The 25423-nt window shown below is 61.1% G+C and carries 22 protein-coding genes and 1 pseudogene; 13 read left to right on the forward strand and 10 right to left on the reverse strand.

What is annotated here, in order from left to right; translation table 11 throughout:
• Positions 1–240: 240 nt before the first annotated feature.
• A complete protein-coding gene (locus FJ954_RS24060; RefSeq protein WP_246681135.1) occupies positions 241–447 on the forward strand; it encodes a hypothetical protein in 207 nt (68 codons plus the stop codon).
• 160 nt (positions 448–607) lie between these two features.
• Here FJ954_RS24060 and FJ954_RS24065 read toward each other — a convergent pair whose 3' ends face one another.
• From FJ954_RS24065 to FJ954_RS24075, 3 genes are all read right to left on the reverse strand, one after another.
• Positions 608–838 carry a hypothetical protein gene (locus FJ954_RS24065; protein WP_246681136.1) on the reverse strand — a complete coding sequence of 77 codons (231 nt, stop codon included), beginning with the start codon at positions 836–838 and terminating at the stop codon, positions 608–610.
• A gap of 121 nt (positions 839–959) precedes the next feature.
• Positions 960–1178: a hypothetical protein gene (locus FJ954_RS24070; protein WP_140663629.1), complete on the reverse strand. Its 219-nt coding sequence runs from the start codon at positions 1176–1178 to the stop codon at positions 960–962.
• A 1336-nt stretch (positions 1179–2514) separates the two neighbouring features.
• Positions 2515–3384, reverse strand: a complete 870-nt coding sequence (locus tag FJ954_RS24075) for an SDR family oxidoreductase (RefSeq protein WP_140663998.1) — start codon at positions 3382–3384, stop codon at positions 2515–2517.
• A gap of 790 nt (positions 3385–4174) precedes the next feature.
• Between FJ954_RS24075 and FJ954_RS24085 the strand changes: the two genes are divergently transcribed.
• Together FJ954_RS24085 and FJ954_RS24090 are read left to right on the forward strand one after the other, a co-directional pair.
• Positions 4175–5350 carry a zinc-dependent alcohol dehydrogenase gene (locus FJ954_RS24085; protein ID WP_140663633.1) on the forward strand — a complete coding sequence of 392 codons (1176 nt, stop codon included), beginning with the start codon at positions 4175–4177 and terminating at the stop codon, positions 5348–5350.
• A gap of 9 nt (positions 5351–5359) precedes the next feature.
• On the forward strand, positions 5360–5908 hold the full coding sequence (locus FJ954_RS24090) for a hypothetical protein (protein WP_140663635.1): 549 nt from the start codon (positions 5360–5362) through the stop codon (positions 5906–5908).
• 176 nt (positions 5909–6084) lie between these two features.
• Here FJ954_RS24090 and FJ954_RS24095 read toward each other — a convergent pair whose 3' ends face one another.
• Positions 6085–6345 (reverse strand): hypothetical protein, encoded by a 261-nt coding sequence (locus FJ954_RS24095; RefSeq protein WP_140663637.1) that lies wholly within the window; start codon positions 6343–6345, stop codon positions 6085–6087.
• 425 nt (positions 6346–6770) lie between these two features.
• Between FJ954_RS24095 and sdhD the strand changes: the two genes are divergently transcribed.
• A complete protein-coding gene (gene sdhD / locus FJ954_RS24100; protein ID WP_015316581.1) occupies positions 6771–7160 on the forward strand; it encodes a succinate dehydrogenase, hydrophobic membrane anchor protein in 390 nt (129 codons plus the stop codon).
• An 89-nt stretch (positions 7161–7249) separates the two neighbouring features.
• On the opposite strand, the gene ctaD is transcribed toward sdhD, so the two are convergent.
• A complete protein-coding gene (gene ctaD, locus FJ954_RS24105) occupies positions 7250–8908 on the reverse strand; it encodes a cytochrome c oxidase subunit I (RefSeq protein WP_140663638.1) in 1659 nt (552 codons plus the stop codon).
• Positions 8909–9215: 307 nt separating this feature from the next.
• On the opposite strand from ctaD, the gene FJ954_RS24110 reads away from it, so the two are divergent.
• Positions 9216–10043, forward strand: coding sequence for a DUF2243 domain-containing protein (locus FJ954_RS24110; RefSeq protein ID WP_140663640.1), 828 nt, complete (start codon positions 9216–9218; stop codon positions 10041–10043).
• A 21-nt stretch (positions 10044–10064) separates the two neighbouring features.
• On the opposite strand, the gene FJ954_RS32120 is transcribed toward FJ954_RS24110, so the two are convergent.
• A complete protein-coding gene (locus FJ954_RS32120) occupies positions 10065–10478 on the reverse strand; it encodes a hypothetical protein (protein WP_245262972.1) in 414 nt (137 codons plus the stop codon).
• Between FJ954_RS32120 and FJ954_RS32125 the strand changes: the two genes are divergently transcribed.
• Positions 10468–10809: a hypothetical protein gene (locus FJ954_RS32125; RefSeq protein WP_246681137.1), complete on the forward strand. Its 342-nt coding sequence runs from the start codon at positions 10468–10470 to the stop codon at positions 10807–10809. The two genes, FJ954_RS32120 and FJ954_RS32125, sit on opposite strands and share 11 nt — an antisense overlap.
• A gap of 43 nt (positions 10810–10852) precedes the next feature.
• Positions 10853–11122: a hypothetical protein gene (locus FJ954_RS31700; protein WP_051041272.1), complete on the forward strand. Its 270-nt coding sequence runs from the start codon at positions 10853–10855 to the stop codon at positions 11120–11122.
• A gap of 140 nt (positions 11123–11262) precedes the next feature.
• On the opposite strand, the gene FJ954_RS24120 is transcribed toward FJ954_RS31700, so the two are convergent.
• The gene (locus FJ954_RS24120) at positions 11263–12990 is read right to left on the reverse strand and encodes a hypothetical protein (protein WP_140663642.1); all 1728 of its coding nucleotides are present in this window, start codon (positions 12988–12990) and stop codon (positions 11263–11265) included.
• 171 nt (positions 12991–13161) lie between these two features.
• Positions 13162–13621 (reverse strand): annotated as a pseudogene (locus FJ954_RS24125) (transposase); the annotation flags it as partial.
• A gap of 718 nt (positions 13622–14339) precedes the next feature.
• On the opposite strand from FJ954_RS24125, the gene FJ954_RS24135 reads away from it, so the two are divergent.
• The 6 genes from FJ954_RS24135 to FJ954_RS24160 all read left to right on the forward strand — a co-directional run bounded on the left by FJ954_RS24135 (position 14340) and on the right by FJ954_RS24160 (position 22810).
• Complete coding sequence (locus FJ954_RS24135; RefSeq protein ID WP_015316575.1) at positions 14340–15533, forward strand: glycosyltransferase family 1 protein; 1194 nt, start codon at positions 14340–14342, stop codon at positions 15531–15533.
• A complete protein-coding gene (glf, locus tag FJ954_RS24140) occupies positions 15526–16686 on the forward strand; it encodes a UDP-galactopyranose mutase (protein WP_140663645.1) in 1161 nt (386 codons plus the stop codon). The genes FJ954_RS24135 and glf overlap by 8 nt, the downstream gene beginning before the upstream one ends.
• 15 nt (positions 16687–16701) lie before the next feature.
• On the forward strand, positions 16702–18891 hold the full coding sequence (locus FJ954_RS24145) for a sugar nucleotide-binding protein (RefSeq protein ID WP_224720449.1): 2190 nt from the start codon (positions 16702–16704) through the stop codon (positions 18889–18891).
• A 28-nt stretch (positions 18892–18919) separates the two neighbouring features.
• Positions 18920–20104, forward strand: coding sequence for a beta-glucosidase (locus FJ954_RS24150; RefSeq protein ID WP_140663647.1), 1185 nt, complete (start codon positions 18920–18922; stop codon positions 20102–20104).
• Positions 20076–21866 (forward strand): ABC transporter ATP-binding protein, encoded by a 1791-nt coding sequence (locus tag FJ954_RS24155; RefSeq protein ID WP_140663649.1) that lies wholly within the window; start codon positions 20076–20078, stop codon positions 21864–21866. Before FJ954_RS24150 ends, FJ954_RS24155 begins: the two co-directional genes overlap by 29 nt.
• 173 nt (positions 21867–22039) lie before the next feature.
• Positions 22040–22810, forward strand: coding sequence for a DUF3383 domain-containing protein (locus FJ954_RS24160; RefSeq protein WP_140663651.1), 771 nt, complete (start codon positions 22040–22042; stop codon positions 22808–22810).
• Here FJ954_RS24160 and FJ954_RS24165 read toward each other — a convergent pair.
• Positions 22800–23396, reverse strand: a complete 597-nt coding sequence (locus FJ954_RS24165) for a response regulator (protein ID WP_181173032.1) — start codon at positions 23394–23396, stop codon at positions 22800–22802. The genes FJ954_RS24160 and FJ954_RS24165 overlap by 11 nt on opposite strands.
• 719 nt (positions 23397–24115) lie before the next feature.
• Positions 24116–25336, reverse strand: coding sequence for a cation:proton antiporter (locus FJ954_RS24170; protein WP_140663655.1), 1221 nt, complete (start codon positions 25334–25336; stop codon positions 24116–24118).
• Positions 25337–25423: the final 87 nt, after the last annotated feature.

A 25423-nucleotide genomic window follows, 5' to 3' on the forward strand; every position in this document is an offset into this window, starting at 1 on the left:
CGCTGGATCGCTTTTGGAGAGCGGCTTGCAGCCGTGCAGCGGCCAGCAAAACGCTGTCCGGGGTCGGTTCGGGGGGACTGGCCTTTCCATGTTTTATAACAAATGTTAGTTCCGATTGTTCCGGCTGAGGCTGCTGGCGCGTGTGTCTACGGCGCAGTGTTTTCAAGTCGCGAGCTGGCCGGAACCAAAGCGGAGAATGAGTATTTCCTAATGGAAGGGGGCTCCCAGGGACGCGACACAATGGATGGACATTTCGAACTGGAGCTAGCTAAGGCCAGGCTGAGCGTGAGCCAAACTGAATCCGACCTGAAACGCCTCGAGCGGATAACGGACAAGCGCTATGGCGTGGGCATCGATCTCGCCCTCTGCGACACAATAAGAGGCGCCCAGCGGCGTGTCGGCGAAGCAAGAGCGCACCTGACGAGGATCAAGGCCGGCAAAGCCTGATCTCGCATTAGAAAAGCAAACGCCCACTGGTGCGAGCCAATAGCCAGTCACGGACGACGGTCGCCCGCATTCGATCAGCCCTGGCTTCTGGACCCCTCATATGGAGTGGCCTGTCAGGCCTGTCGGGGTTTTGTTACCGCCCCCTACGGCTGGGTAGTGCCTAAATCCGAACGACCCTATCCAGCCTTAAGCGTATCCGCTGGCCTTCCGCATAGGACAGCGCAAAAGATTCCAGTATAAATGACCGGGTGAGTTCCCGGTCTTTCTCAAGCACGCGGACGAACCATTCTCCGCAGGCCTCGAACACTTCAATGCAAGGCAGAGCCTTGCCGTTCTGCATCACGACAACATCATCCATCACAGCTCCCTTGAAGGCAACGCGCAACGTCATTTCTACACGTCCGTTGAAATCTGTCTTTCAATTACAAAAGACATACAACTTCGATTCTACAGTGCCGGACTGTTGAGGACATAAGGCGCTGCTGGTGGGCCGAGATTTACCCGCGCTAAGTTTAGTCCAGCTTCTGGATCCGGCCCTTTTCGATGTGGAACGCCCCGCTGTTCCCGCCTTGGCGTTCGAAATCCGACTGAATTTCGTCCCATGTGCCAAGATACTGGCCGCACTCGGCGCAGTTGATCGGCGTTGAAGGTTGAGCGTCTCCAGGAATCTGCAGGCGGATCGTGCCGCAGTATGGGCATTCCAGGAGATGGTCCAGGTACTTACCGGCCATGGTTGCTTCCAATGCACTCCGCACAGAGTTCTAGCGAGAAGAGTTCAAACGCAAGGATGTTGTCCCGCTCCGGCGCCGAAAAATTTCAATCGCTTAAGGGGCACGATTATCATATGTTAATCCCTGAAGCGCCGAAACGGGACGCGACGATGACAGGTAAGAAGCCGCCGCAGGACAGCCTCATCGAAAGGCTTATCCGAGAGACCGGGATAGCGAGGCGCAAGCGACAGAGCTTGTCCTGTTGCTGGGCAGAGAGTGGAATTCGCTCGTTCGCGAGGCGAAACTCCTTCTGGGCGAAAAATAGCATGCCGGCCAGTTCTGATTGTACATGCGAGGCTCGACGGAAAAAGCCCGCCGGCCGAGCCAGCGGGCAAGGGTCACTTGGGAAGGCCGCTGGAGTGGACGGCCCGATCCCGAACACTCGTGTCCGGTAAATGTTCCATAGCTAAATTAGTCCACCAACAGTCCAGCTTGCAGTTAGTCGCGATGGTGACCTTCGCCAGCAAGTCTCTGAACAATACCGTCGCAACGGTGGTGGTGTGTTCCGAACCCGTCGGCCACCAAGGGGGACGGCGGCGGCGCGGGCGTGAGGCTGCGGAGAATCTGGCGTGATCTTCAGCAGATATCAGGCGGGCGGTGGCAACGACATGCCCGACCCGGCAGTACAGACGAAAGTCGCTCGCACTTGATCAGCGCTGGCTTCTCACATCACACGTTGCTCAGGCCGGATACGGCTACCTGGGCAGCGATGCTACCCAGGCGTTCGCGCTTCTGCAGTTCTGCCTTTTCATCGGCCTTCTTCACGGTAACTCTCCCCCGCGTTGTCCCTCAGCGTAAAAAACTGGCTTTGTCGACAAAGCTTGTCAAGCAATGAAATGGCCCGCTGCCACGAGGGGAAAGCAGCGGGCCGGTGCGCCACGGGCGGGGAGCATGAGTATGGCGCCTGTGGGTGGAACTTCGGCTAATCCAACTTGTTCCGGAAGGATATGGCTCATGGTGCGCAATTGGCCAACCGACATAGTGAGCTGATCCGCTCAGCATATTTGTGGCGGAGAGTCCTTGAATGGCGGCGCCGCTGTCGCCCATGGGAGACGGAAGGCTGCTGACGTTCCAAACGTGAGATCTCTTACCTCAGTATGAATACCCGGCAATTAGCATAGGCGGCAGGATCATCATCACCAAAAACTTTGGTGACGACATGATGGGTATGATCACATGCTCGCCTTCTTGATGATCATCGTCGCCATCGCCAAGCGTGATTGTTCTTTGCCGAGTCCACGCTGGGAGCCGCCCCTGACTCAGCATCTGGTGGCGGGGCTGGCGACGGCTGCACCGACTACATCAGGCGGCCACCGGTGACCGCAATGACAGCTCCGGTGATATAGCTTGCGCCTGCCGTGGCAAGCAGAACGTAGGTGGCCGCCAACTCGGCCGGATGGGCGGGGCGTCCGATGGGCGTGTTGCGACCGAACTCGGCGACCTTTTCCGGTGGCATCGTTGAAGGGATCAGGGGAGTCCAGACGGGGCCGGGGGCGACGGCGTTGACACGGACGCCGCGCTTGGCGACCATTTTAGACAGTCCCTTGGTCAGATTCACGATAGCGCCCTTGGTGGCGGCGTAGGCCAGGAGCTGTGGGGACGGATCGGCTGCCTGGATTGACGCGGTGTTGATGATGCTGGCACCATTGCCCATGTGCCGCAATGCTGCTTTTGACAAAAAGAACTGGCTGTAAATGTTCGTCCTGAACGTCTGATCCAGCTCTTCCGCAGAGAGCTCCGCAATATCGTCAAGCGTGGCTTGGTGAGCAGCGTTGTTGACCAGGATGTCGACTTGCCCCAACTGACGCATGGCCGCCTCGACTATGTCTACGCAATGCCTTTCGTCCCCGACGTCGCCGGCAACAAGAACGGCACGCCTGCCCGCTTTCTCCACCCAGTCGGCCGTCTCGCGCGCGTCGTCGTGTTCATTCAGGTAAGACAAGACAATATCGGCACCCTCCCTGGCAAAAGCAATGGCCACTGCGCGACCGATCCCGGAGTCCCCACCCGTGATAATAGCCGTTTTGCCTTCAAGCTTGCCACTCCCCTCGTAACTGTGCTCCCCGTGATCGGGCCGCGGGGACATTGCGTTCGTCTGGCCCGGAGCACGCTGCTGTTGCTTCGGCAGTTTCTCTTGCAGGTCGGGGGTGTCCACATCAGAGATCATATTCATTCGTCTCCTTAACCGCTGCGCCCAACCACTCGAAGACCGGGATGTTCCACTGAGCCGTCGCTTAAGGACTTCAAGCGCAAGCGCCGGCCGCCCCCTCGCATCCCGTTACCATCTTCGCAGAAGGCGGTTGCACGCGCGAATACCTGGCCACGCGCTGGTCTGTCTGGCGGACAAGACTGGCGGCGCATCCAAGATGCTATGAGCAAATTTTTGGGTGCATTGCCAGAAGCCGGCACGATGAGGGCGTGCCTGTCAGGATCAGACAATTTCAACCCTAGGAAACACACAAAAAGCTCGCTGATCAGGGTGCTGGTCCACGAATATCTGCTTGCCTGCCTCACGCTCAAGCGCGTCTTGAGTGTCACGGTAGTTTCAAGAAAGTTCACGCCCTGGATTGCCAAGCAGTCACCGCGATGGATGCGGCTCATGCCAAATCAGCTCCGCTGATCCCAATGTCGCCGTCAAAGATCTTCGGAACAGTCGTGCCCTGATGTCGAGCCCTGTTTCTCTCGGCGTCCAGCAATTCATACTCCCCAGCTAAGCCGTTCATGAACAGCTTGAGTAGGTGTGCAGCCAAGCGCTCCCGCTGTGGCGACTTGGACGCGACACCGCGCTCGTTACTGATCGTCTCTGGAATGGCTCCAAAATTCTCTCCACGCACCGGAACATCGGTCCGCCGTTGCGGTTCGACAGGCAGCGGACACAGTCGATCCAAAGAAGCATCGGCCCGCTTACGACAGGCGCGAGGTCCCACCCCTAGATCTTGCGGGCAGAGGAGCAAGCTATGCGGGCGTTGGTCTGGCACGGCAAGGAAGACATACGCTGCGATCAGGTTTCCGATCCGGAAATTGTGGATGAGCGTGACGCCATCATCAGGGTGACGAGTTGTGCGATTTGCGGCTCCGACCTTCACCTCTACCATAATTTTGTGCCGGCCATGCTGCCCGGCGACATCATGGGCCACGAGATGATGGGGGAGGTCGTGGAGGTCGGGAAGGGAGTCAACGGCGCTCTGAAGAAAGGCGACCGGATCGTCGTGCCGTTCACCATAATCTGCGGCGAGTGCGACCAGTGCAAGCGACAGAACTTTTCGGTTTGCGAACGCACGAACCGTAAGAAGAATCTCGGTGACAAGGTGTTCGGGCACACCACCGCGGGTCTGTTTGGATACACTCATCTGACCGGCGGCTATCCCGGGGGACAGGCGGAGTACATGCGGGTGCCGTTCGCCGACGCCACGCACGTGAAGGTGCCTGACAGCCTTACCGACGAGCAGGTCCTCTTCCTCGGCGACATCTTTCCCACAGGATGGCAAGCCGCGGCTCAGTGCGAAATAGAGCCCACCGATACCGTTGCGGTGTGGGGCTGCGGCCCAGTTGGGCAGATGGCGATACGCAGCGCCCTGCTGCTCGGCGCGAAACAGGTGGTGGCGATCGATTGCCTGCCGGAACGGCTGTCGATGGCCGCGGCAGGCGGTGCCATAGCCATCAATTTTGCCGAGGAAAGTGTCGTTGAACGGCTGCAGGAACTCACCGGTGGGATGGGTCCTGAGAAGTGCATCGATTGCGTCGGCATGGAAAGCCACGTCTCGCTGGCCCAGCCCGATACCCTCTACGATCGCGCAAAGCAGTTGATGCTGATGGAAAATGATCGACCGCACGTTCTGCGTGAGATGATTTATGTCTGCCGGCCGGCCGGCGTGATCTCGATCCCCGGCGTCTACAGCGGGCTGGTCGACAAGCTCCCGATGGGACCGGCAATGAACAAGGGGCTCACGTTCCGCATGGGACAGACCCATGTCAACCGTTGGACCGAGGATCTGTTACGCCGCATCGAAGATGGCCAGATCGACCCGTCCTTCGTCATCACCCATACCGTCGGGCTTGAGCAGGGACCCGAAATGTACAAGGTGTTTCGCGACAAGCAGGACAGCTGCATCAAGGTTGTACTGAAACCGTAGGAAATCGTCATGACCGTGGTTGCTAAAGTTTCCAACATCACCCGATCGCCTGGCGATCCCAAAGTCCTGAAGGCTGGGCCGAGTGTGGTCGGCGCCTCCGACGGCCTTGCCCGCAAGCTCGGCTGGTTCAGCATCGTGCTTGGTGCCGTCGAGTTGCTTGGCGCCGAGCGGATGGCCGGCGCGCTCGGGATGAGCGGCAAGGAAGGGCTGATCCGCGCCTATGGGGCGCGAGAAATAAGCAGCGGCATACTCTCGCTTTCGGTGGACAAGCATGCCGGGCTGTGGAGTCGGGTGGCTGGCGACGGCCTGGACATCGCGACATTGCTGACGGCGTATCGGGATGACAACCCAAAGCGCGACAATGTGGGCCTTGCGCTTGCCATGGTCGCCGGTCTTGCACTGCTCGACATCATCGGTGCGAAAGGGGTGACCGGGCGCCACTCACGCAACGGAACCAAGCCGCGCGACTACAGCGATCGCAGCGGCTTTCCCCGAGGCGCTGCAGTAGCCCGAGACCTTGCCCGCTCGCAGCGCCGCCGGGAGGCCGGCGCAGCCTGACAGAGTTGCCGAGCCCGTGGCGGCATGGACCCGCGACAGGTCGTGTCCCAGAGGGGGTTGGTCTCGGCGACCCTACGTTGATAGAACAGGCTGGGCCGTGATCATGACCGTCGAGTGGCCGTTCTGTGCGTCAGAAGCATCGGGGCACGGTAGCCCGCAATGTGTTCGGGCGATCCTCAGGCCGAGCCGCTTTCGGGCAAGTCGGTCTCTTCCGCCACCTCTTTTCGCAGATCTCGGCGCAAGCGTTCCGCTTCGTCGGAATTGTTTTCGTCGTCAGTCCGCTCAAGTTCGCGATCGATCGTCTCGCGCGAGCCTTCCACCGGATCCTGTTGCGGAGATGTTTTCGGGCCGGTTTCCATCTTGCCTTTGTTCGGAACGGCGCAGTCGAGAGATTTCGACATCTTTAGCTTCCCTTCGTCTGCCAACATGACCGACATTTGGAATGAGTATCGTCGGACCCTGCCGAACCGGATCGTCGATGATTTGTTCCGGGCTAAACCCCGGTTTCGTTTTGCCCGTCCGCATCAGGCGATGCCCCTCCCCCGTTCCAAGTTTCGCTGAAATTCCTGTGTTTGGCGCCACCGTTGCAACGGAACTACAGCCGCGCAGAGTCGAACCGGTGAAGGCCCCGCTGGTCAAGCAGACCGATGCGGGTCCGCCTCAGCATCTCGCTGCTTGAAAGCGAGTTGTGGAAAGCTGGCAGTCGCAGGAACATTTGATGGCGTTCAGGGTATCAGCTAACAGCCTATAAAGCCCGCCTCGCTGGACTTGAGAGCGTGCTTGCAACCTATGCACCCATCGGGCGTTGGACAGCAACAGCTCGGGTGATGCGCAACGCACCAAGTGATTTGCGGGAAGCAATATGGCTGACAGGCGCTCAATCAGAACTCCGCTGGCTCGAGTGCGGGGCCTTGGATCGGCTAAACATGGAACCGAAGCGTTCATACTGGAACGGCTGACATCTGCTGCACTGTTGATCCTGGTCATTTACATCGTCGCGGTCGTTATCAGGCTGATCGGAGAGCCTCGAGATGTCGTCGTGCGCGTCATCGGGTCGATCTATGTCGCACCCGCCCTCATCGCCTTCATTTTGGTCAACTGCATCCACATGCGGCTGGGCATGCAATCGATCATCGAAGACTACTGCCACGCGACCGTGCTGAAATCGGTTCTGCTGATCGCCAACTGGTTGTTTTGCTGGGCGGTAGCCCTCGTCAGCTGTTTCGCCGTGCTCGTGATCAGCTTCCGATAGGCGGAGGTTCTCCCTTCAAGATCACGGCCTGCGCGGCGCGCCTTCCAACTCAGCACCGTCCCGTCACCTGTCGCGCGCGGCAGCCGCCATCATTCGATTCTCGGGAGCTTGTCCCATTGATGGAAAGGGGGTGGAGAGGTCAACTCCCACTCCAATGTGGTGGCTCCTGCTCCCCATGGGTTCATGCCGGCCGCCCTTCGCCGGGAGAAAGCCTCCAAGATGCCGAAGAGGAAAACCACGACACTCGCGGCCGACAAATATGATCCGTACGATGAAATCATGTTCCAGCCGGCGAATGCGTCGGGATAGTCGATATAGCGACGCGGCATGCCCGCCAGGCCAAGGAAGTGATGGGGGAAGAAGACGAGGTTGACACCGACGAAGGTCGTCCAGAAATGGATTCCAGCCAGAAGCGGGTTGTACAGATAGCCCGTCATTTTCGGGAACCAGTAATACCAGCCCGCGAATATGCCGAAGATCGCTCCGAGTGAAAGTATGTAGTGGAAATGCGCGACGACAAAATATGTGTCGTGCAATTCACGGTCGAGGCCGGCATTTGCGAGTTGGACGCCCGTCACCCCGCCAACAGTAAAGAGGAATATGAAGCCGAGCGCCCAGAGCATCGGCGTCCGCAGGCTGACTGAACCGCCCCACATAGTCGCGATCCAGGAGAACACTTTTATCCCGGTCGGCACTGCGATCACCATTGTCGCGAAGGTGAAGTAGCGCTGAGTGTCGAGGCCTATTCCGCTTGTGTACATGTGGTGTGCCCAGACGACGAAGCCGATCGCCCCGATCGCCACGATTGCGTATACCATCCCGAGATACCCGAAGATCGGCCTTCGCGAGAAAGTCGAGATCACCTGACTTACGATGCCGAAGGCGGGCAGGATCATGATGTACACTTCCGGATGGCCGAAGAACCAGAAGAGATGCTGGTAAAGCAGCGGGTCGCCTCCGCCGTCCGGCGCGAAGAACGTGGTTCCGAAATTGCGGTCGGTCAGGAGCATGGTGATGGCGCCGGCCAACACCGGCAGAGCTAGCAGCAGCAGAAAGCCGGTGATGAGGATCGACCACACAAACAGGGGCATCTTGTGCAGCGTCATCCCCGGCGCGCGCATGTTGAAGATGGTCGTAATAAAATTGATAGCCCCCAGTATAGAGGAGGCACCCGCAATGTGCAGCGACAAGATAACCAGATCGACCGCGGGACCGGGATGGCCGGAGGTCGACAGTGGCGGGTAGAGAAACCAGCCGGTCCCGGAGCCATAGCCGCCCGGCACGCTGGGCACGAAGATTGACAACAAAAGCAGCATGAATGCCGGTGGCAGCAGCCAGAACGAAACGTTGTTCATACGTGGGAACGCCATGTCGGGGGCGCCGATCATGATCGGAACCATCCAGTTGGCGAAGCCGCCGATCAGGGCGGGCATTACGGTGTAGAAGATCATGATCAGCGCGTGGGCCGTCGTGAAGACGTTATAGAGTTGCTTGCCCGCATCGATGGCCTCGTCGCCTTGATAGCCGTAGATCATCGACGCCAGTCCGGGGAAAAACTGGATCCCGGGTTGCTGCAGCTCAATTCGCATGCTCACCGACAAAAGCATACCGATGACGCCCGCGAGGAAAGCGAAGATCAGATAGAGTGTACCGATGTCCTTGTGGTTGGTCGAGAACAGCCACCGGGTAATGCCGCTTGGCCTGTGGTCGTCGCGACTGCCCAGATCTGTTGCGATATGTTCACTCATGACCGTCTCCGCTTGGGCCGTCCGTCAACCAGCACCGAACCGTGCTGGCAGTTGAATGTTCCCCCCACAGACCTGCGTCTGGAACATTCAACGGAAGCCATGGTTTGGCTCAGCGCAGCATCACCCTGCGGAGGAGGATCAGCATTCATGCTGGCGATAATTGCTGCGGCAATGGTTCTGACGACGGTGGTTGGTGGGCTGATATCCGCCTTCTCGATCGAGGCGCGTCACGGCCTCCACGACCCCACGCTAGACCAGTCCACGCCTACGCGACGGCCCACCCCGGCCTGGAGGCAGTGGTCCTGACATGGATGCGATTGCCGAGACGTTCGATCGGAGAATCCGAGCAGGGTGGCTGCTGCTCGGCTTCGCGCTCGGTGGGTTTCTCGACGGCATCGTCCTGCATCAGATCCTGCAATGGCATCATCTTCTCTCGGGCCTCGCCGACCCGGCGGGCTCCAACCTGCGCTTCCAGATCATGGCCGACGGCCTCTTTCACCTTTTCATGTATGTGCTCGCGGTGGCCGGCGCAGTGCTGCTTGTGGCCGCGAGGGCGGCCGGCGCGCGGCCTGGGACCACGACTGAGATCCTGCGGGTTGCCTTGGTCGGGTTCGGCGTCTGGCATATTTTTGATGCCGTTTTGTTCCATTGGCTGCTAGGGCTGCATCGGATCAAGATGAACAGCGACATGCCGCTCGCCTGGGATATGGCGTGGCTCGTCATCTTCGGCATTGTGCCCCTTCTTATGGTGGTGGTGCTGCCCAACCGCGGCGGACCGGCACGCGGCGCGTCGGCAGCGCTTACCAGCATCGTCTTGCTTGCAGGATTGGCAGCGGGCGCCGGCCCGCTCTTCAACGGTGCCGCCAATTCGGTCATCGTCTTTCGGGGCGGCATGGAACCAGCGACGATGATGCGGGCCATTCAAGTCGCCGACGCCCGTCTGAAATGGGTCGACGGCAGCGGCACCGTCTGGGCGGTCGACCGCGTCTCGTGGCGCGGGTTGGTGATCCTTTACGTGCGCGGCGCCCTAGTCGTCAGCACGACGCCAATTATTGCCGGATGCCTCGCCTGGACCGATCCCGCCGGAGCGAGCCCTGACTTCAGATCGCTGCGAGCCATACCTGACAGCCTATGACTTTCGAACCGGACAGGAGCATCAAGCATGCAACTCGCCAAGAGCAGGCATGGGCGAATCTTGAATTCGCGCATCGTCGTGGTCGGCAGTGGCTTTGCCGGTCTGAAGGTTGCCAAGGCGCTCGGAAGGCGGAGATCGGGGGTGACGATCATCGACCGCCACAATCACCACCTGTTCCAGCCCTTGCTCTATCAGGTTGCAACCGCCGCCCTGTCGGCGCCTGACATCGCCGAGCCAATCCGCAAGATACTGGGCCGCTGTCCCTCGGTTCAGTTCCTCTTCGGCGATGTCGCTGAGATCGGCACCGAGGGCGGGATGCTTGTGCTGGCCGATGGAACCACGGTTCCCTATACATACTGGTCCCGGCAACCGGTTCGCAGCCGTTTTATGTCGGCCAGGACAGCTGGGCTCAGGTTGTCCGGGCTTGAAGACCATCGAGGATGCCGGCACGATCCGGTCGCGATTGCTGCTGTCGTTCGAGCTTGCGGAATGGATAACCTATCCAGTCGAGCAATCCCGGCTAATGACGATCGCCATCATCGGAGGCGGCCCGACCGGCGTGGAACTCGCGGGCTCGATCGCAGAACTCAGCCGGCACACCCTGGCGCGCGACTTCCGTAACATCCGGCCGGAGAAGACAAGCATCATACTCGCCGATGCCGGCGACCGTCTGCAGCTGGCGGATTCTGCGCCTGGAAAGGCTCTGCGTCGAGGTCGCCCCTCGGCAATCGCGTCGAGGCGGTCGAAGCACAGAAGATCACGGTAGGCGGCAAGGTCATCCCGGTGGCCTTGACGCTCTGGGCCGCGGAGTGGCCGCTTCGCCGCTGGCGGCCCGGCTTGGTTTCGGGCTCGACCGCGGCGGCCGGGTGAAGGTTGCATCCGACCTGCAGGTAATCGGCCGTTCCGACATCTTCGCGCTTGGCGACGTGGCGCTGTTCCTCGACGAGAACGGCCAGCCATTGCCGGACCTTTCACAGGGCGCCAAGCAGGAGGGCGAGCACCTCGGCAGGGCACTGGCACGCCGGGTGGATACCGGCGAGGCGTTGCGGCGCCAGGCTGATCGCCGAGGAACGGGTTGAACCGGGTTCACCATCGTCGCCCGTCGCGGAACAGCCAACCCCGAGAGAGGCGTTGCCAGGGATGCGGGCGCCCTCCCGGCATTGTCCGCGCGCCACCATGAGATTATAGCGCGTGCGTTCGGGGGCTCACCGGGCTGCGCTCAGGGTTGAAAACCAGCCTTCAGCGATCTCAGGAGACGCCCGGCAAACGGTCGTGGTTCAAGAGCCAGCGTGAAAATGCCGGAGGGGTTGAGGAGGGTTTGCGGCCTGGACACCGACAGGGCTGTTTCCCACCCCCAGCTATCGAGCAGCGGGTAGATGGAGTAAGCAAGCAACGGGACGCCAGCCGATGCAGCCGCAGCGCATTCTAGCAGCATCTCCTGGTGCCAGCGCGCGCCATAGTTGAAATAGGGCGTTCCGGTTTCGGTGACCATCATAGGCAGGTGGTAGCGATTGTAGTAGTCGGTGATCACCGCCTCGAGGCCCGCGCGCGCGCCTGAACTGACCTCGCCGGCATAATTCTGGGGCTCGGCACTGAGGTGTTTTCCTTTCGTGTCGAAGTCCTCGTTGTGAGCGTAATAGTCGACCCCGAAAACGGTGTCCCTCTTCATCGTTACCTTGAACTCCCTGTTTAGTTTTCGATGCAGGTCCTGGACTTCCTTCAGCATATGCAGGACCCGCTGCAGGCTGTCCGGCAGCGGCCGGCCGGTCGCCGGGCTGCCGTCGAGATAATGCTTGATGGCCCAATCCAGGGATGTGCGCGACGAGGGCGCGGTCGCGTTCCATTTCGCGAGGTGCTCGGCGGGCGTCATTAGCTCCAGCTTTTCGAAATCCGCTTCGAGCAGCCAGTCCTCTCCAAGAATCAGGTCGCTGCCGAAAAAGCGTATGTGCCGGTTGAACTCATCCCATCCTGGCTTGAAGACCGCTGCCTCGGGGTGGATGTAAAGCATGCGCCGTTTGCTTGGCGCCAGTTCCTCCTCTATGGCAAGCCGCGCCAGCACGGCGGCCTTGGCGACCTGCACGGCACGCTCGATGTAGTAGGTGGTGTGCAACGGGCTTTGCCAACGCGGAAATGCCCCGTTCCACATCTCGCTGTTGAAGCCGATGGTCGTCTCCGGCTCGTTGATCAAGGTCACTGCCTTGATCCTTGGGCCATAGCGATTGATCGCCGCCCGCGAGAAGGCGGCGAAATAGGCTGGCCAGTCCTGATTGAGGTAGTAGCTGGCCCGGCCCTTGGTGCGACCGTCCGGTCCGGCGACCCGGAACCGATCCTCGATGCCGAAATGGTGCAGGTCGAGGCTGACCCGCAGGCCGGCGCGGTCGAGGTCGTCGATCAGCCCGTCATGCGCCAGCCAGGTCTCGTCCCGCTCCGGATCAATCAAGTGGTTCGAGAGGCCAAGCCTGACGTTCAGGATCCCGAGATAAAGCAGACGGGCAGCTAGGACACGCCGCCGCTCGTGGTCAAAGAGGCCTTGGTCGTCGAGGGAATCCCAGCGGTAGCTTTCGTCGCGGGTCAAGGGATTGCCGGATTCGACACCCGTCCAGAGGAAGCTCTTAAGCGACGGCCGCCCATATATCTGCACGTATAAGTCGCTAGTCGCCGCATTCCGCGCGCGCTCGTCGGCTGATGGCGCAACGACCGGTGTCACGGCGCGACTGATCAGGGTCGGCTCATTGAACTGGGGATCTACCGATCGCGGCTCCCGGTCGAGTTGCTCGACAAGAAGGGTCTTCGCTCTTGCCCAGTTGATGAGCGCGGTGTCCGTGTCCCCGGCAAGCGCTGCCCAGCTTTGGGCGAGACTGATAGAAAACAACAGGAGCAACGCGGCGGCGGAACTCAGGCAGGTGTCCGACGGAGCCAGTTTAATGCCGGATGATCGTACGGGCATGGTCTTTCTGCTGCTCACTTAGGCCTCAGGACTTCAGGTCCCCGGGCCGAACTGCAACCTCGCCGCTAAGTTCCTCCTCCGGCAGCGCTTCGATGTGTCGGAATAGTCGAGGGTTCGTGATTGTGCGCGCCAAAGCCGGAGCCTTATTGACGTTCCGTACGCGCTCCGACCATCGCCCTCGATCGGCCGCTCGAGGAAGGCCTTCACCTTGCCGTCGATCTCCTCGCACAGCCGCGAGACCTGGCTCTTGGAGACGCCGCTCATCCCCATGGCCTTGACCAGGTCGTCAACCGATCGGGTCGAGATGCCTTGCACATAAGCTTCCTGGATAACGGCGGTCAGCGCCTTCTCGGCCATGCGGCGCGTTCGAGGAAACCCGGGAGGTAGCTTCCCTTCCTGAGCTTCGGGATGCGCAGCTCGACCGTGCCGGCCCGCGTCTCCCAGTCCCGGTCGCGGTAGCCATTGCGCTGGGCGAGCCGCAGCGGGTTCTTCTCGCCATAGCCACTCCGGTGGCAGCCCCAACCTCCATTTCCATCAGCCGCTCGGCGGCAAAGCCGATCATCTCCCGCAGCAGATCGGCATCCGGGGTCTTCTCCACGAGCGTGCGCAGGTTCATCATGTCGTCGGTCATCGGTGGTCCTTCCGAAGTGGGGTTGGTGTCAACAACCAAACTCTACCGGAAAGCGCCGATGACCACCGACACGCCGCTCACTCGCTACAGCGCTACTAACGGCGCGCTCGTGAGTGGCTTCGTAACCGCCGAGCTACACCACCCGATGGGACACGACCCGACGACACGAAGTTCATTCCAGAAATCGCGGACGCGGCACGCAACCATCCACAAACCTCCGCGGTGCCGGAGCGGTAGCACCGCAGTGTCTGCATCCGGCGTGACGGTCGCGCCAGGATTATCTCAGGGCAGCGCTCCAACGCCGGTGTATTGCAGCCACTTGCGCGTGTTTGCTTGGCGTCCAGATCAGCTGGGTTGCTACCCTTATTGTTGGCTCTGCCCCTCGCTCTGCCTGCAGTACACGCCGCCGCAACGCTTGCTATTGTTCGGCGAGTTCATCCGGAGGGACTGAGCGAACATGTTTCATGGGCGCTGGACGTTTTACGGCTCGATGCCTCGCCTAAACACGGGCGAACGGCTGCATGGGACGTTCGGCCGGGGCCGCTCTGTGAGTACCACCTCAGCACGTCAGGAGATAGAGCTGCCGGCGCGGTATGCCGGCTGCAAACCATAATTCAACATCACTGCCAGCATCATTTAATACATCGTGCGGAACATCCGCGCGACGGCGAGGTTTGGCTGGCACTGAACGCCTCTCATAATATTTCTAAGGACCAAGATGGATATCGATCTTCAGCGTAAAAACAACCACAGGCTGCCACAAATCCGCAGAAGCTTATTGTGCTTCTCTCACCTTAGATGGAACTTCGTTTTTCAAAGACCTCAGCACATTCTAACCCAGGCAAGCCAATGCTACGATGTATTTTTCTTCGAAGAGCCGATTTTTACGGAAGAAACCACTGCCTACCAGAAAAGCTATACGAGCACTGACGGGGTGACGGTGGTCGTGCCGCACATTCCCAGACATCTCAACGGACCGCAGATCACGCGTGCGCAACGCAAGCTGGTTGACGGCTTGGTGGAAAGCCTCGAAGCAACGCCAGCACTGCTGTGGTACTATACGCCCATGGCCCTGCCTCTCAGCCGGCACATTTCCGCTGAGCTTTGCGTCTACGACAACATGGATGAGCTTTCGAGCTTCCGCGCGGCGCCGCCCCGGATGATGGCGCTGGAGCGCGAACTTCTCAGGCGCGCCGATGTCGTCTTCACCGGTGGTCAGAGCCTTTATGAGGCCAAGCAGCATCGTCATCGCAACATCCACCCATTTCCAAGCAGCATCGACAAGGCTCATTTCGGCAAGGCCCGCCTTGCCGGTACGCCGTCTCTCGATCAGGACAGGATCCCCGGCCCCAGGCTTGGTTTCTTCGGCGTCATCGACGAGCGCATGGATCTGGACCTGGTGGATCGCATGGCAGCCTTGCGGCCGGATTGGCAGTTCGTGATGATCGGCCCGGTGGTCAAGATCGACCCGGCAGACCTTCCGCGCCGGCCGAACGTTCACTGGCTGGGCGGCAGGGATTACAACCAGCTTCCTCATTATCTGTCCGGGTGGGACGTCGGCATCATGCCGTTCGCCAGGAACGAGTCGACCCAGTTCATCAGCCCGACCAAGACCCCGGAATTCCTCGCCGCCGGCGTACCGGTGATTTCGACCTCGGTCCGGGATGTTGTCCGGCCGTACGGACAGCTCGGCCTGGTCGAAATCGCGGATACTGCGGAGAAATTCATAGAGCGTGCCGAACATCTGCTGGCTCGCCCGAAGGATGAGTGGCTGCGAAAGGTGGATCGACACCTGTCCGGCATGTCCTGGAGGTCGACCTGGCAGGAAATGCTTTCGCTTATCACGGAGACGCGAGAGCGGCGCACGTCCGGTCCCCAAGCGATACATGCGTCGGAGAGCAGCTATGTTTGATTGGCTGGTTGTCGGCGCCGGCTTTGCCGGGAGTGTGCTCGCCGAGCGCCTCGCCTCCCAGCGGGGAGACCGGGTCCTCGTGGTCGACCGGCGTCCGCATGTCGGCGGCAATGCCTATGACTGCTACGATGAGGCCGGCCTGCTGATCCATAAATATGGACCACACATCTTCCACACCAACTCCGAGCAGGTCTTCGATCATCTTTCGCAGTTCACGGAATGGCGTCCGTATGAGCACAGGGTCCTGGCCGAAGTCGACAAGAAGCTGGTGCCGGTCCCGATCAATCTCGAAACGATCAACACACTGTACGGGCTGGATCTGACGCCGGAGCAGCTCGAGGAGTGGTTCGCTGCGCGCGCCGAGCCGGTCGAGGAAATCAGATCGTCCGAAGACGTGGTGGTGAGTCGTGTCGGGCGTGAGCTCTACGAGAAATTCTTCCGCGGTTATACCCGCAAGCAATGGGGCGTCGACCCCTCGGAACTGGACAAGTCGGTGACCGCGCGCGTGCCGACCCGGACCAATCGCGACGACCGCTATTTCACTGACAAGCTTCAGTACATGCCTGCCGCCGGCTATACTCGCATGTTCGAGCGCATGCTTCATCACCCGAACATCCAGGTCATGCTCAAGACCGACTATTCGCAGATGCGCGAAGAGTTCGCCTACAAGCGGCTGATCTTCACGGGACCGGTCGACGAGTATTTCGGCTACTGCTACGGCCGGCTGCCCTATCGCTCGCTGCGCTTCGAGCACAAGACGCTGCAAAAGGAATGGCACCAGCCGGTGGCCGTCGTGAACTACCCGATGGAGCACGACTACACGCGCGTCACTGAGTACAAGCACCTAACGGGTCAGCAGCATCCCTGGACCAGTTTGACCTTTGAATACCCAACGGCGGACGGCGACCCCTATTACCCCGTACCGACGGCGGAGAACGCCGATCGCTATCGGAGGTACGAGGCCCTGGCGCGTACCACGGAAGACGTCTGGTTCGTCGGCAGGCTGGCTACCTACCGCTACTACAATATGGACCAGGTCGTCGGTCAGGCCCTCGCCACCTACCGGAGAATCGAAGCCTCGGTTCCCAGTGACAACCGCGCCCCTCTTGAGACCGCGGTGTCCAAGATGAGCGGCATTCTGCAAGCGATTTAATGATTGGCGGCGACGATGCGGACCGAGACCATGCAGGCCACGCCGGAGATCTGGGGAGGCGTCGAGTGCAGCATCATTCGGTTGAGGAACCGATGGCGTGACGAATTATCGGAGACGGGACATGCCGGCAGGCTGGACGATCTGGACCGCATCCGGCAGCTTGGCATACGAACGCTCCGGTACCCGCTGCTGTGGGAATCGATCTCGCCGGACAATATCGAAACCGCCGATTTCGCCTGGCACGACAAACGGATGCCGCGGCTGAAAGAGCTAGGCATCGAGGTCATCGCCGGACTGCTACACCATGGCAGCGGCCCCCGCTACACCAATTTGCTCGATCCGGCTTTTCCCGAGCTCCTGGCTCGGCATGCCCGGCGCGTCGCCGAACGCTACCCCGAGATCCGCCGCTTCACCCCCGTGAACGAGCCGCTGACCACAGCCCGTTTCAGCGCTTTGTATGGACATTGGTATCCCCACCGCCGGCACTTGCCAGATTTCGCACGAGCGCTGATCAACCAGTGCCGCGGTGTGGCGCTTGCCATGCGGGCGATCCGCGAGGTGACGCCGCACGCGGCTCTCGTCCAGACCGAGGATCTCGGCAAGACGTTCAGCACGCCATTGCTTGGTTACCAGGCGGATTATGAGAACGAACGCCGCTGGCTGACGTTCGACCTGCTGTTTGGCCGTGTCGAGCGCAGCCATCCATGGTTCTCCCGCCTGATCGATCATGGGATACCGGAGCAGGAGCTCCAGGCCTTCGTCGACGAGCCCTGCCCTCCCGATATTGTGGGGGTCAACTACTATCCGACCAGCGAGCGTTTCCTTGACCACCGCTGCTCCAAGCTCCCAGCTGGAGCCTCGGTCGGCGGCAATGGCCGGCATCACTATGCCGACCTTGAGGCCGTGCGGATGCATCTTCCGCTTGGGTCGGACGGGCCGGAACCCCGCCTGCGCGAGGTCTGTGCGCGTTATGACCGGCCGGTCGCCGTAACCGAAGTTCACCATGGCTGCAGCCGCGACGAACAGCTTCGCTGGCTGAACGAAGTCTGGAGCGCTGCCAATCGGCTCGCTGGCGAAGGCAAGAACATTGCCGCCGTCACCGTCTGGGCCCTGTTCGGATGCGTCGACTGGAACAGCCTGCTGCTGCGCAAAGATGGAGCCTATGAGGCGGGAGCCTTCGACGTCCGCAGTCCATCGCCGCGCATGACCGCCCTGGGAAGTGCGGTACGGGAAATGGCCGGCGGCGCCGGCCTGAAGCATCCGGTTCTCGACAGCCCCGGCTGGTGGCGCCGGGACACGCGGTTCTTCAGCCCACCTTTCGAAACCACCGCCGAACGCAGCGGGGGCGGAGACGCGCGCAAGGTGCTCATCCTCTGCAAGGATGCGGCGCTGGGTAGCGCCTTTTGCCGGATCGCTGCCCACCGGGGGCTGGAATTCATCGCCTTTCCCGCCAATCAGATGGACATCACCGACCCTCATTCCATGCGCCGCCTGCTGCTCAAGTATCGGCCTTGGGCCTTCGTCCACGCCGCCACTCCGCAAGGGGCCGAAGCGGGTCCTGTCGGCTCGATTGGGACGAGCAACGGGCCGGCGGATGGCGCGGTGCTGGCATCTGTCTGTGCCGCCGCCGGTGTTGCGTTGATGACCGTGACGTCGGATGCGCTGGTCGGCAAGACGCTCACCGACCGTTTGGTCGAGAGCAGCCCCATCACCCCGGCATCGGGCATACGCAATCTCAACGCGGCAGCCGAAACGATGGTGATGAAGCATCATCCCGCCGCGCTGGTCATCCGCACGAGCGCCGTCTTCGGACCCTGGAACACCGCAGACGTGCTTTCGCAGCTGCTGGATGAAATCGCAGCCGACCGTTCGCTCCGCTTGCCGGCGGACGCAGTGTGCTCCCCCACTTACCTGCCGGACCTGGCTCACGCCGCGCTCGACCTGTTGATCGATGGCGAGACGGGAATATGGCACCTCGCCAATGACGGCGCGGTCAGTTGGTCCGATTGGGCAAGAGAGGTCGCCCAGTCGGCCGGTCTCGATGCGCGCCTGGTGCTGGGCGATCATGGCCGCGGGGTCCTCGCCCCTGCCGCCCTGGCAAGCGAACGGGGTCAACTCATGCCCTCCCTGGCAAGCGGCATGGGACGCTTCCTCCGGGAGTGTGATGTTCGCTGGAACAAGACCTCGGCTGCCCTCGGCAGCTGAGAAAGCGACTGAAGTCCTAGAGGCCGAGATGAGAGAACCGACAGCGTTTAACAGCTTTTTCCTTGGTGGATTCGAGTGCTCGAGCCATCGCCGGGCCGATGGCGTCCGCCTCGATCTGCTTCGCGCCACCAGCCATGACGAAGCGTCCGAGACCGACTATCGCGAACTCCAGCGTCGGGGGATCCGCACCGTGCGCGACGGGCTGCGCTGGCACCTCATCGAGAAAGAGCCCGGCAACTACGACTGGTCGAGCTTTCTGCCAATGCTGCGCGCCGCCGACGCCACAGGGACACAGGTGGTTTGGGATCTCTGCCACTACGGATGGCCCGACCATATCGACATCTTCTCACCGGAATTCGTCGAGCGCTTCGCCCGCTTCGCGGAAGCCGCAGCCCTGGTCATCCACGCCGAGATCGGCTCGGTGCCGTACTTCTGTCCGGTGAACGAGATTTCATACTGGTCATGGGCGGGTGGCGATACCGGCCGGATCAACCCATTCGCGAACGGCCTTGGAGGCCAATTGAAGCGCATCCTGGTAAGAGCCGCCATCGCTGCTATAGACGCGATCCGACGAATCGATTCCCGGGCCCGCTTCATCACCGCGGAACCGTTGATCAATGTGGTCGGCTATCCTCACGATGTCGAGCATCAGCTCGAGGCGGAGGGTTACAGGCTCTGTCAGTTTGAAGCGCTCGACATGCTTGCCGGGCTTCAGGAACCGGAGCTGGGCGGCCGGCCCGAATACCTCGATATCGTCGGCTTGAACTTCTATCCCGACAATCAATGGCTCCTGCACGGCCCGACAATCCCGTTCGGGCACCATGCCTACAAGCCGCTGGCCGACATGCTCGTTGAAGTCGCACAACGCTACAATCGACCCCTCTCGATGTCCGAAACGGGCGCCGAGCGCACGGCCAGGCCATCGTGGGTGCACTATGTCGTGGCCGAGGTCCTCGAGGCCATGCAGCGGGGCGTCCAGATAGAGGGAATCTGCCTCTATCCAATCATCGACTACCCCGGATGGGACAATGGCCGGATGTGCGATGTCGGCCTGCTCGGCCCGATGGGGGAGCACGGCAGGCGTCCAGTTTGCAAGCGCATGGAGGATGAATTGGGCGAGCAGAGCCGAAAACTGCTGGCGCTTCAGCGCGAACTCACGTCAGGGCCATATGCCGGAGGGACCTATGCGGTATCTGAAGCCACAGGCAAGTAGCCCGCTGCCTCCGTTCCTGGAGGGGTCGGCTGCCTTCATAAGGCATTATGTGCGCAGGCAGCTGCCGCAATTCATCATCCTCGCCGTGCTGGTGATATCGGCCGCGTCCTGCGCTGTCGCCATCCAGTACGTGATGAAGGTGCTCGTCGACGCGATGGCGGGCCCACGCGAAGGCTCAGCCGCGCAGACAGCGCTCGCCATTTTCATCAGCCTCATCGCGGTGGAGAGCATCCTCTGGCGTCTCTGCGGCTGGCTCGGCTGCAAAGCGACCCTCGCGATCGGCGTTCAGATGCGGCTCGATCTGTTCGACTTCCTGAACGGTCAGCCGATGAAGTACTTCGCCGAGAACCTGGCGGGTTCCCTTGGCCAGCGGGTTACCGCGACCGCGGGCAATTTCGGCGCCCTGACTAACATCGTCATCTGGCGGGTCGCGCCGCCGGCTGTCGACTTCATCGGCACCGTCATCGTGTTCACGGTCGTCGACTGGCGGATGGCGGTGGCCCTGGCGTCCGCGGTCGTCGTTATCATGGGCGGCCTGCTTGCCTTCGGGGAACGTGGAAAGCACCTGCACCGCACATATGCATCTTATGCGAACGAAGTCGGTGGAAGCCTGATCGATGTCATCACCAACATGTGGTCTATCAAGGCGTTCTCAGCCCGGTCACGCGAGCACGCAAGGCTGGCAGCGAGCTTTCGAGCCGAAGCCGATGCCCAGCGTGACAGCTGGATGTACACGGAAAAAGCGCGCCTCATCCACGACATTGCACTTTGGGTCATGGCCGGCGGCATGCTCGCCTGGGCGGTCCGGCAATGGAGCCGGGGGGAAATCACGCCCGGCGACGTGGTCCTGGTCAGCGCCTTGACGTTCCGCATTCTTCACGGGTCGCGCGACATGGCGTTGTCGCTCGTCGACATGGTCCAGCATTTCGGGTTCATCGAGGACACGTTGCGCATCATCGGCCAGCCGCAGACCGTGGTCGACCTTCCGGGGGCGCCGGCAATCCGTCCGCATGGCGGGGCGATCGAGTTCCGCAAGGTTTCTTTCACCTACGGCACCGAGGTCGATGCGATCCACAACCTCGACCTGTCCATCCCCGCGGGCCAGAAGGTCGGTATCGTCGGTCCGTCCGGAGCGGGCAAGTCGACTTTCGTCCACCTGCTTCAACGGCTCTACGACGTTCAGGGCGGCCAGATCTTGATTGACGGCCAGCCGATTGCCTCGGTCACACAGGATAGTCTGCGCGAAGCGCTGGCCGTCGTGCCCCAGGAGATCCTGCTGTTTCACCGGACCGTGATGGAGAACATTCGTTTCGCCCGTCCCGAGGCCAGCGATGAAGAAGCCCGCGCCGCTGCCCGGGCCGCTCACTGCGAGGCGTTCATTTCAAGACTGCACGAGGGCTATGACACGGTGGTCGGGGAACGGGGGGTGAAGCTCTCCGGTGGCCAGCGGCAAAGAATCGGGATTGCCCGGGCATTCCTGAAAGCCGCTCCGGTCATCGTTCTCGACGAGGCTACGTCTGCCCTGGATACCGAGTCCGAACTGGTGATCCAGGCCTCGCTGGTCAAGATGTTCCGCGATCGCACGGTGATCGCCGTCGCGCATCGCCTTTCCACGCTTTCCAGCTTCGACCGCATCTTGGTGATGAATGGGGGGCGCGTTGTCGAGGATGGCAACGCGGCGGAGCTCAGAGCTCATGGCGGTCTATTTGCCCGCATGTGGAGGATGCAGGCCGAAGGCCTCACCCTTGACGCGGCTGAATGAAATGCAATTAGGCGAATTCAAAGCATGCAGAAGACCCTATAGCATTCGATTGTGAGGCAACCCCGCATCGCTAACCCCTTCACGAAATCAGAACACCGGCACCGCCTGCAAGGGAATGATCACCATCACAGGCCTCCTGCTGGCAGGCCAGACGAAGTTTGGAATGCCGCTAGTTGCGGGCCGGTCACCTCTCCGGCGCCACAAGCTTCTCGGCTGCGGCTGCGGTGCTCCAGGCTGACCTCAACGCCACGCTGGCCTCGGTCGCGTCGGTGACTGGTGCGATCGCGCCGACAACGGCCGCTGTGGTCGCGTCGATCGCCGGCCACGTCATGACCGTTACCGGCGTCACCTCGGGTACGCTTGTGGCCGGTGCTGTCCTGTCCGGAGCCGGTGTCGCGGCGGGGACGGCGATCACCAATCAGCTGTCGGGCACGCCGGGCGGCATTGGCGAGTATGCGGTCTCGATCGCACAGATCGTCGCCAGCGAGGCGATCTCGGCGACCTATGGCACGCTCACGGTCACTGCGATCGCTTCCGGTACCCTGTCGGTTGGCCAGACCCTTGGCGGTGCCGGCGTGAGCGCAGGCACGCGCATCACGCAGCTCGGCAGCGGTCGGGGCCTTGCCGGCACCTATTTCGTCAACCTGACGCAGACGGTGGCGAGCGGCACGGTCACCGGTTCCGCGACGCCGCTCGGTGTCTCCTTCGAGTCCGTGGCTGGCGGCTTCGTCATCACCTCCGGCATAGCCGGCGAGCCGTCGAGCACGGCTTTTGCGACCGGCACGATTTCGGACGATCTCTTCCTCACCCAGGCGACGGGCGCGGTGCTCTCGCAGGGCGCCGATGCAACGACCCCCGCCGCCTTCATGAACGGCATCATCACCCTCACCCAGAATCGTCCTCCGGCCCCTGGCTTGGGCTCGAAGGACAGATTCAATGCATGAGATTTGCGCCATGGGTGTTCGCCATCTCTCGCATGATCTCGTTGAGCCAGTTCTCCGTGGACTGACCGAGTTGCCTATAGTCGACGTCTCGGATGGCTTGCTCAAGCGTCCGCTCGACCAGCCGGTCAGATGCGTTTACGTCTCCCAGCAACAGACGCGCTGCGAGGCGCAGTTTGGGCAACAGTGTGAAGACGTCGTCTGGCGGAGGGGGCACGGAGGTGTCCGCGTGTTCAGACAGTTGTGCGGGGAAAAGTGCGTGTAGCACGGCCTTGCTGCCTGATGATTTCCGCAAATTGCTGGCGTGGCGAAGATGTTCGGGAATAGGGATGTCGTCGTCGCCACTGAAGAAGACGAACGGGATTCCTCGGCGCATCAACTTGTCCGCAATCGGGAACACGTGTCGACCGTTGAGATTGACGTCCAGGATTGCGGCTTCGGCTTGATCGGTATGTTCAGACGCCTGCTCGACGCTCGCCGCAGGTCCGAGAACAATGGCGCCCATATTGCTGAAAAACTCCGCAAGCTCTCCCGAAATCGACCATTCGTCCTCGACAATCAGAATGTGCAGCCCCCGCAATTCGCGCACGTCCTCATCCTTTCTTCGACGGGAGTTCAGGGTGCAGAGAAGCTAGTTCCCACTCTCTGTCATCCAGCGCCGCCTGCAATTGTTTCGCAAGCACCAGCATGCGAACTGGGACGGGCCCTGGATCTAGACATTCGATTGATCGAGTCGCTTCCCGCGCCCTTGTTGCCAGGCGCTTCAAGCCAGCGGAGCGTTTTGTCATTTGAACCACCACGGGAATAACTTTCAACGTCTTACCCGCTGTATCGTTCCATTTGGGCCGAATGCGACAAATTCGGCGCGTTTCCGAGCGCAACGCACGGTCAGCATACTGAGGGAAACCACGTCAGACGGACTTGAACTGCATTGAGAGCGCGGCGGGCCTCCTGTTCCTCCAGGTTTGACCACGGGTTCAGGCTCAGACTGATGTTGGATGCGCTCCCTGTGGAGTTCGGCAATGCCATTTGATCCGCGACCTTCCGGAATCGTTTGCCACGGTGCGCGGCCGAGAGCACGACCGTCACCGTGCGGATGAGATGTTGAGCGTAGTTCCTCGCATTCTTGCGCTCGCACCCGCTCAGCCTTCTTCGCTCGACGTGCGCTGGGTTCGCAAAATGGTGCATCGCGGTCTCGTGGACAGGCATGCGCCCGCCGCCCGGTGCTGTCCGAGTTGCATCGTCTTTCCAGCACTGCTGACATCACAGCGCCTGAGCAGTCGAAACCCGAGAAGGCTACCGGCTTCTTTACCCGCCGCTGCGGTCGCGTGTAGCCGAAGCCGCGCTTTCGGCGGTCAGCCCCAAGCGTCTGATAACCCACGGCATGGTCAACCCTTGGACAAAGATGGAAAAGGCAACGACTGCGAACGCGGCAACGACTATTTGACTGCGCTCGGCGACGTTTTCAGGAAGGGCCAGCGCCAGGGCCAGAGCAAGGGCACCGCGCAGCCCGCCCCAAACCAAAACATGCTGGTAGCTTGCATCCACCTTCAGGGACGTCGCAGCAAGGAGGGCACAGAAAGGATAGATAGCCAATGTCCTGCCAACCAGCACGAGCATGATGGCGACCGCCGAGGTGCCTGAAAATATCCCAAGTGGCTGATGGGCTTCATGGCCACCGATCAATATGAACACGATCGAATTCGCCAGAAAGGCCGCGTACTCCCAGAACGCCAGAACGTGACTTCTGGCGTTGGCGGAAATCGCGCCTTTCCACCCTACGTTGCCTACAATCAAGCCTGCGGTGAGAGTAGCCAGCACGCCCGACATGCCAAGATCCTCCGCAAGCAGAAACGAACCATAGGCCGCAATCGTCGTCAGGGTTATTTCAACAAGATGATCTTCGGTCCGACCGGCGATCAGAAGGAGCAAGGCTGACACCCCTGCTCCTGAGGCAATCCCACCCGCGATAGTCCACAACAGCGATCCAGCAACGCTAAGGGGCGTCGCCTCGGCGCCTGCCGCGATTCCGGCCAAGATGCCGAAGCCAACTGCGGCTGCGCCGTCGTTGAGCAGACTTTCCGATTCGACAAGAAGAGCGAGGCGGGGCTGAACCTTCATTTCCTTAAAGGCCGCGATGACCGACACCGGATCCGTCGCTGCTATCAGCACGCCGAACAGCCCCGATCCGATCCAAGTCCATCCGAGCAGCAAATGCATGCCAGCCGCGACCACTGCGGCGGCGATCGCGACCCCAGGAAAAGCGAGCAGAACCGTGACCGGCAGGTCCAGTCGAAAATGACGCCATTCGATCGCAAGTGCCGCCTGGAAAATCAGCGGCGGCAAAAACACGGTGAAAATCAGATCCCGGCTGAGGGGGAGTTCGGCAACGCCGGGCATGAAGCCAAGGGCGATACCCGCCGCAACGAGCCCGACACTGTAGGGAAGTTCCAGCCGTCTGGATATCATCGCCACCAAAGAAGCGGTGAGCAAGATCATCCCCAGTGTGAGGATTGGAAGATCATTCATAGCGGCCTCAGATAAGGTCCGATCACACAAGTAGCGCTCTGACGTCGTACTGGACCGCCGACCAACCTCACCGGTGGTGGCGTTGGA

It is taken from the genome of Mesorhizobium sp. B2-3-15 (genome assembly GCF_006442875.1).
GTDB classification, from domain to species: domain Bacteria; phylum Pseudomonadota; class Alphaproteobacteria; order Rhizobiales; family Rhizobiaceae; genus Mesorhizobium; species Mesorhizobium australicum.

What these genes read in the sequence shown, in the direction of transcription:
- FJ954_RS24060 (WP_246681135.1), top strand. Translation starts at nt 241, where the DNA reads ATGGATGGACATTTCGAACTGGAGCTAGCTAAGGCCAGGCTGAGCGTG.
- FJ954_RS24065 (WP_246681136.1), bottom strand. Translation starts at nt 838, where the DNA reads ATGACGTTGCGCGTTGCCTTCAAGGGAGCTGTGATGGATGATGTTGTC.
- FJ954_RS24070 (WP_140663629.1), bottom strand. Translation starts at nt 1,178, where the DNA reads ATGGCCGGTAAGTACCTGGACCATCTCCTGGAATGCCCATACTGCGGC.
- FJ954_RS24075 (WP_140663998.1), bottom strand. Translation starts at nt 3,384, where the DNA reads ATGATCTCTGATGTGGACACCCCCGACCTGCAAGAGAAACTGCCGAAG.
- FJ954_RS24085 (WP_140663633.1), top strand. Translation starts at nt 4,175, where the DNA reads ATGCGGGCGTTGGTCTGGCACGGCAAGGAAGACATACGCTGCGATCAG.
- FJ954_RS24090 (WP_140663635.1), top strand. Translation starts at nt 5,360, where the DNA reads ATGACCGTGGTTGCTAAAGTTTCCAACATCACCCGATCGCCTGGCGAT.
- FJ954_RS24095 (WP_140663637.1), bottom strand. Translation starts at nt 6,345, where the DNA reads ATGTCGGTCATGTTGGCAGACGAAGGGAAGCTAAAGATGTCGAAATCT.
- sdhD (WP_015316581.1), top strand. Translation starts at nt 6,771, where the DNA reads ATGGCTGACAGGCGCTCAATCAGAACTCCGCTGGCTCGAGTGCGGGGC.
- ctaD (WP_140663638.1), bottom strand. Translation starts at nt 8,908, where the DNA reads ATGAGTGAACATATCGCAACAGATCTGGGCAGTCGCGACGACCACAGG.
- FJ954_RS24110 (WP_140663640.1), top strand. Translation starts at nt 9,216, where the DNA reads ATGGATGCGATTGCCGAGACGTTCGATCGGAGAATCCGAGCAGGGTGG.
- FJ954_RS32120 (WP_245262972.1), bottom strand. Translation starts at nt 10,478, where the DNA reads ATGGTCTTCAAGCCCGGACAACCTGAGCCCAGCTGTCCTGGCCGACAT.
- FJ954_RS24120 (WP_140663642.1), bottom strand. Translation starts at nt 12,990, where the DNA reads ATGCCCGTACGATCATCCGGCATTAAACTGGCTCCGTCGGACACCTGC.
- FJ954_RS24135 (WP_015316575.1), top strand. Translation starts at nt 14,340, where the DNA reads ATGGATATCGATCTTCAGCGTAAAAACAACCACAGGCTGCCACAAATC.
- glf (WP_140663645.1), top strand. Translation starts at nt 15,526, where the DNA reads ATGTTTGATTGGCTGGTTGTCGGCGCCGGCTTTGCCGGGAGTGTGCTC.
- FJ954_RS24145 (WP_224720449.1), top strand. Translation starts at nt 16,702, where the DNA reads ATGCGGACCGAGACCATGCAGGCCACGCCGGAGATCTGGGGAGGCGTC.
- FJ954_RS24150 (WP_140663647.1), top strand. Translation starts at nt 18,920, where the DNA reads ATGAGAGAACCGACAGCGTTTAACAGCTTTTTCCTTGGTGGATTCGAG.
- FJ954_RS24155 (WP_140663649.1), top strand. Translation starts at nt 20,076, where the DNA reads ATGCGGTATCTGAAGCCACAGGCAAGTAGCCCGCTGCCTCCGTTCCTG.
- FJ954_RS24170 (WP_140663655.1), bottom strand. Translation starts at nt 25,336, where the DNA reads ATGAATGATCTTCCAATCCTCACACTGGGGATGATCTTGCTCACCGCT.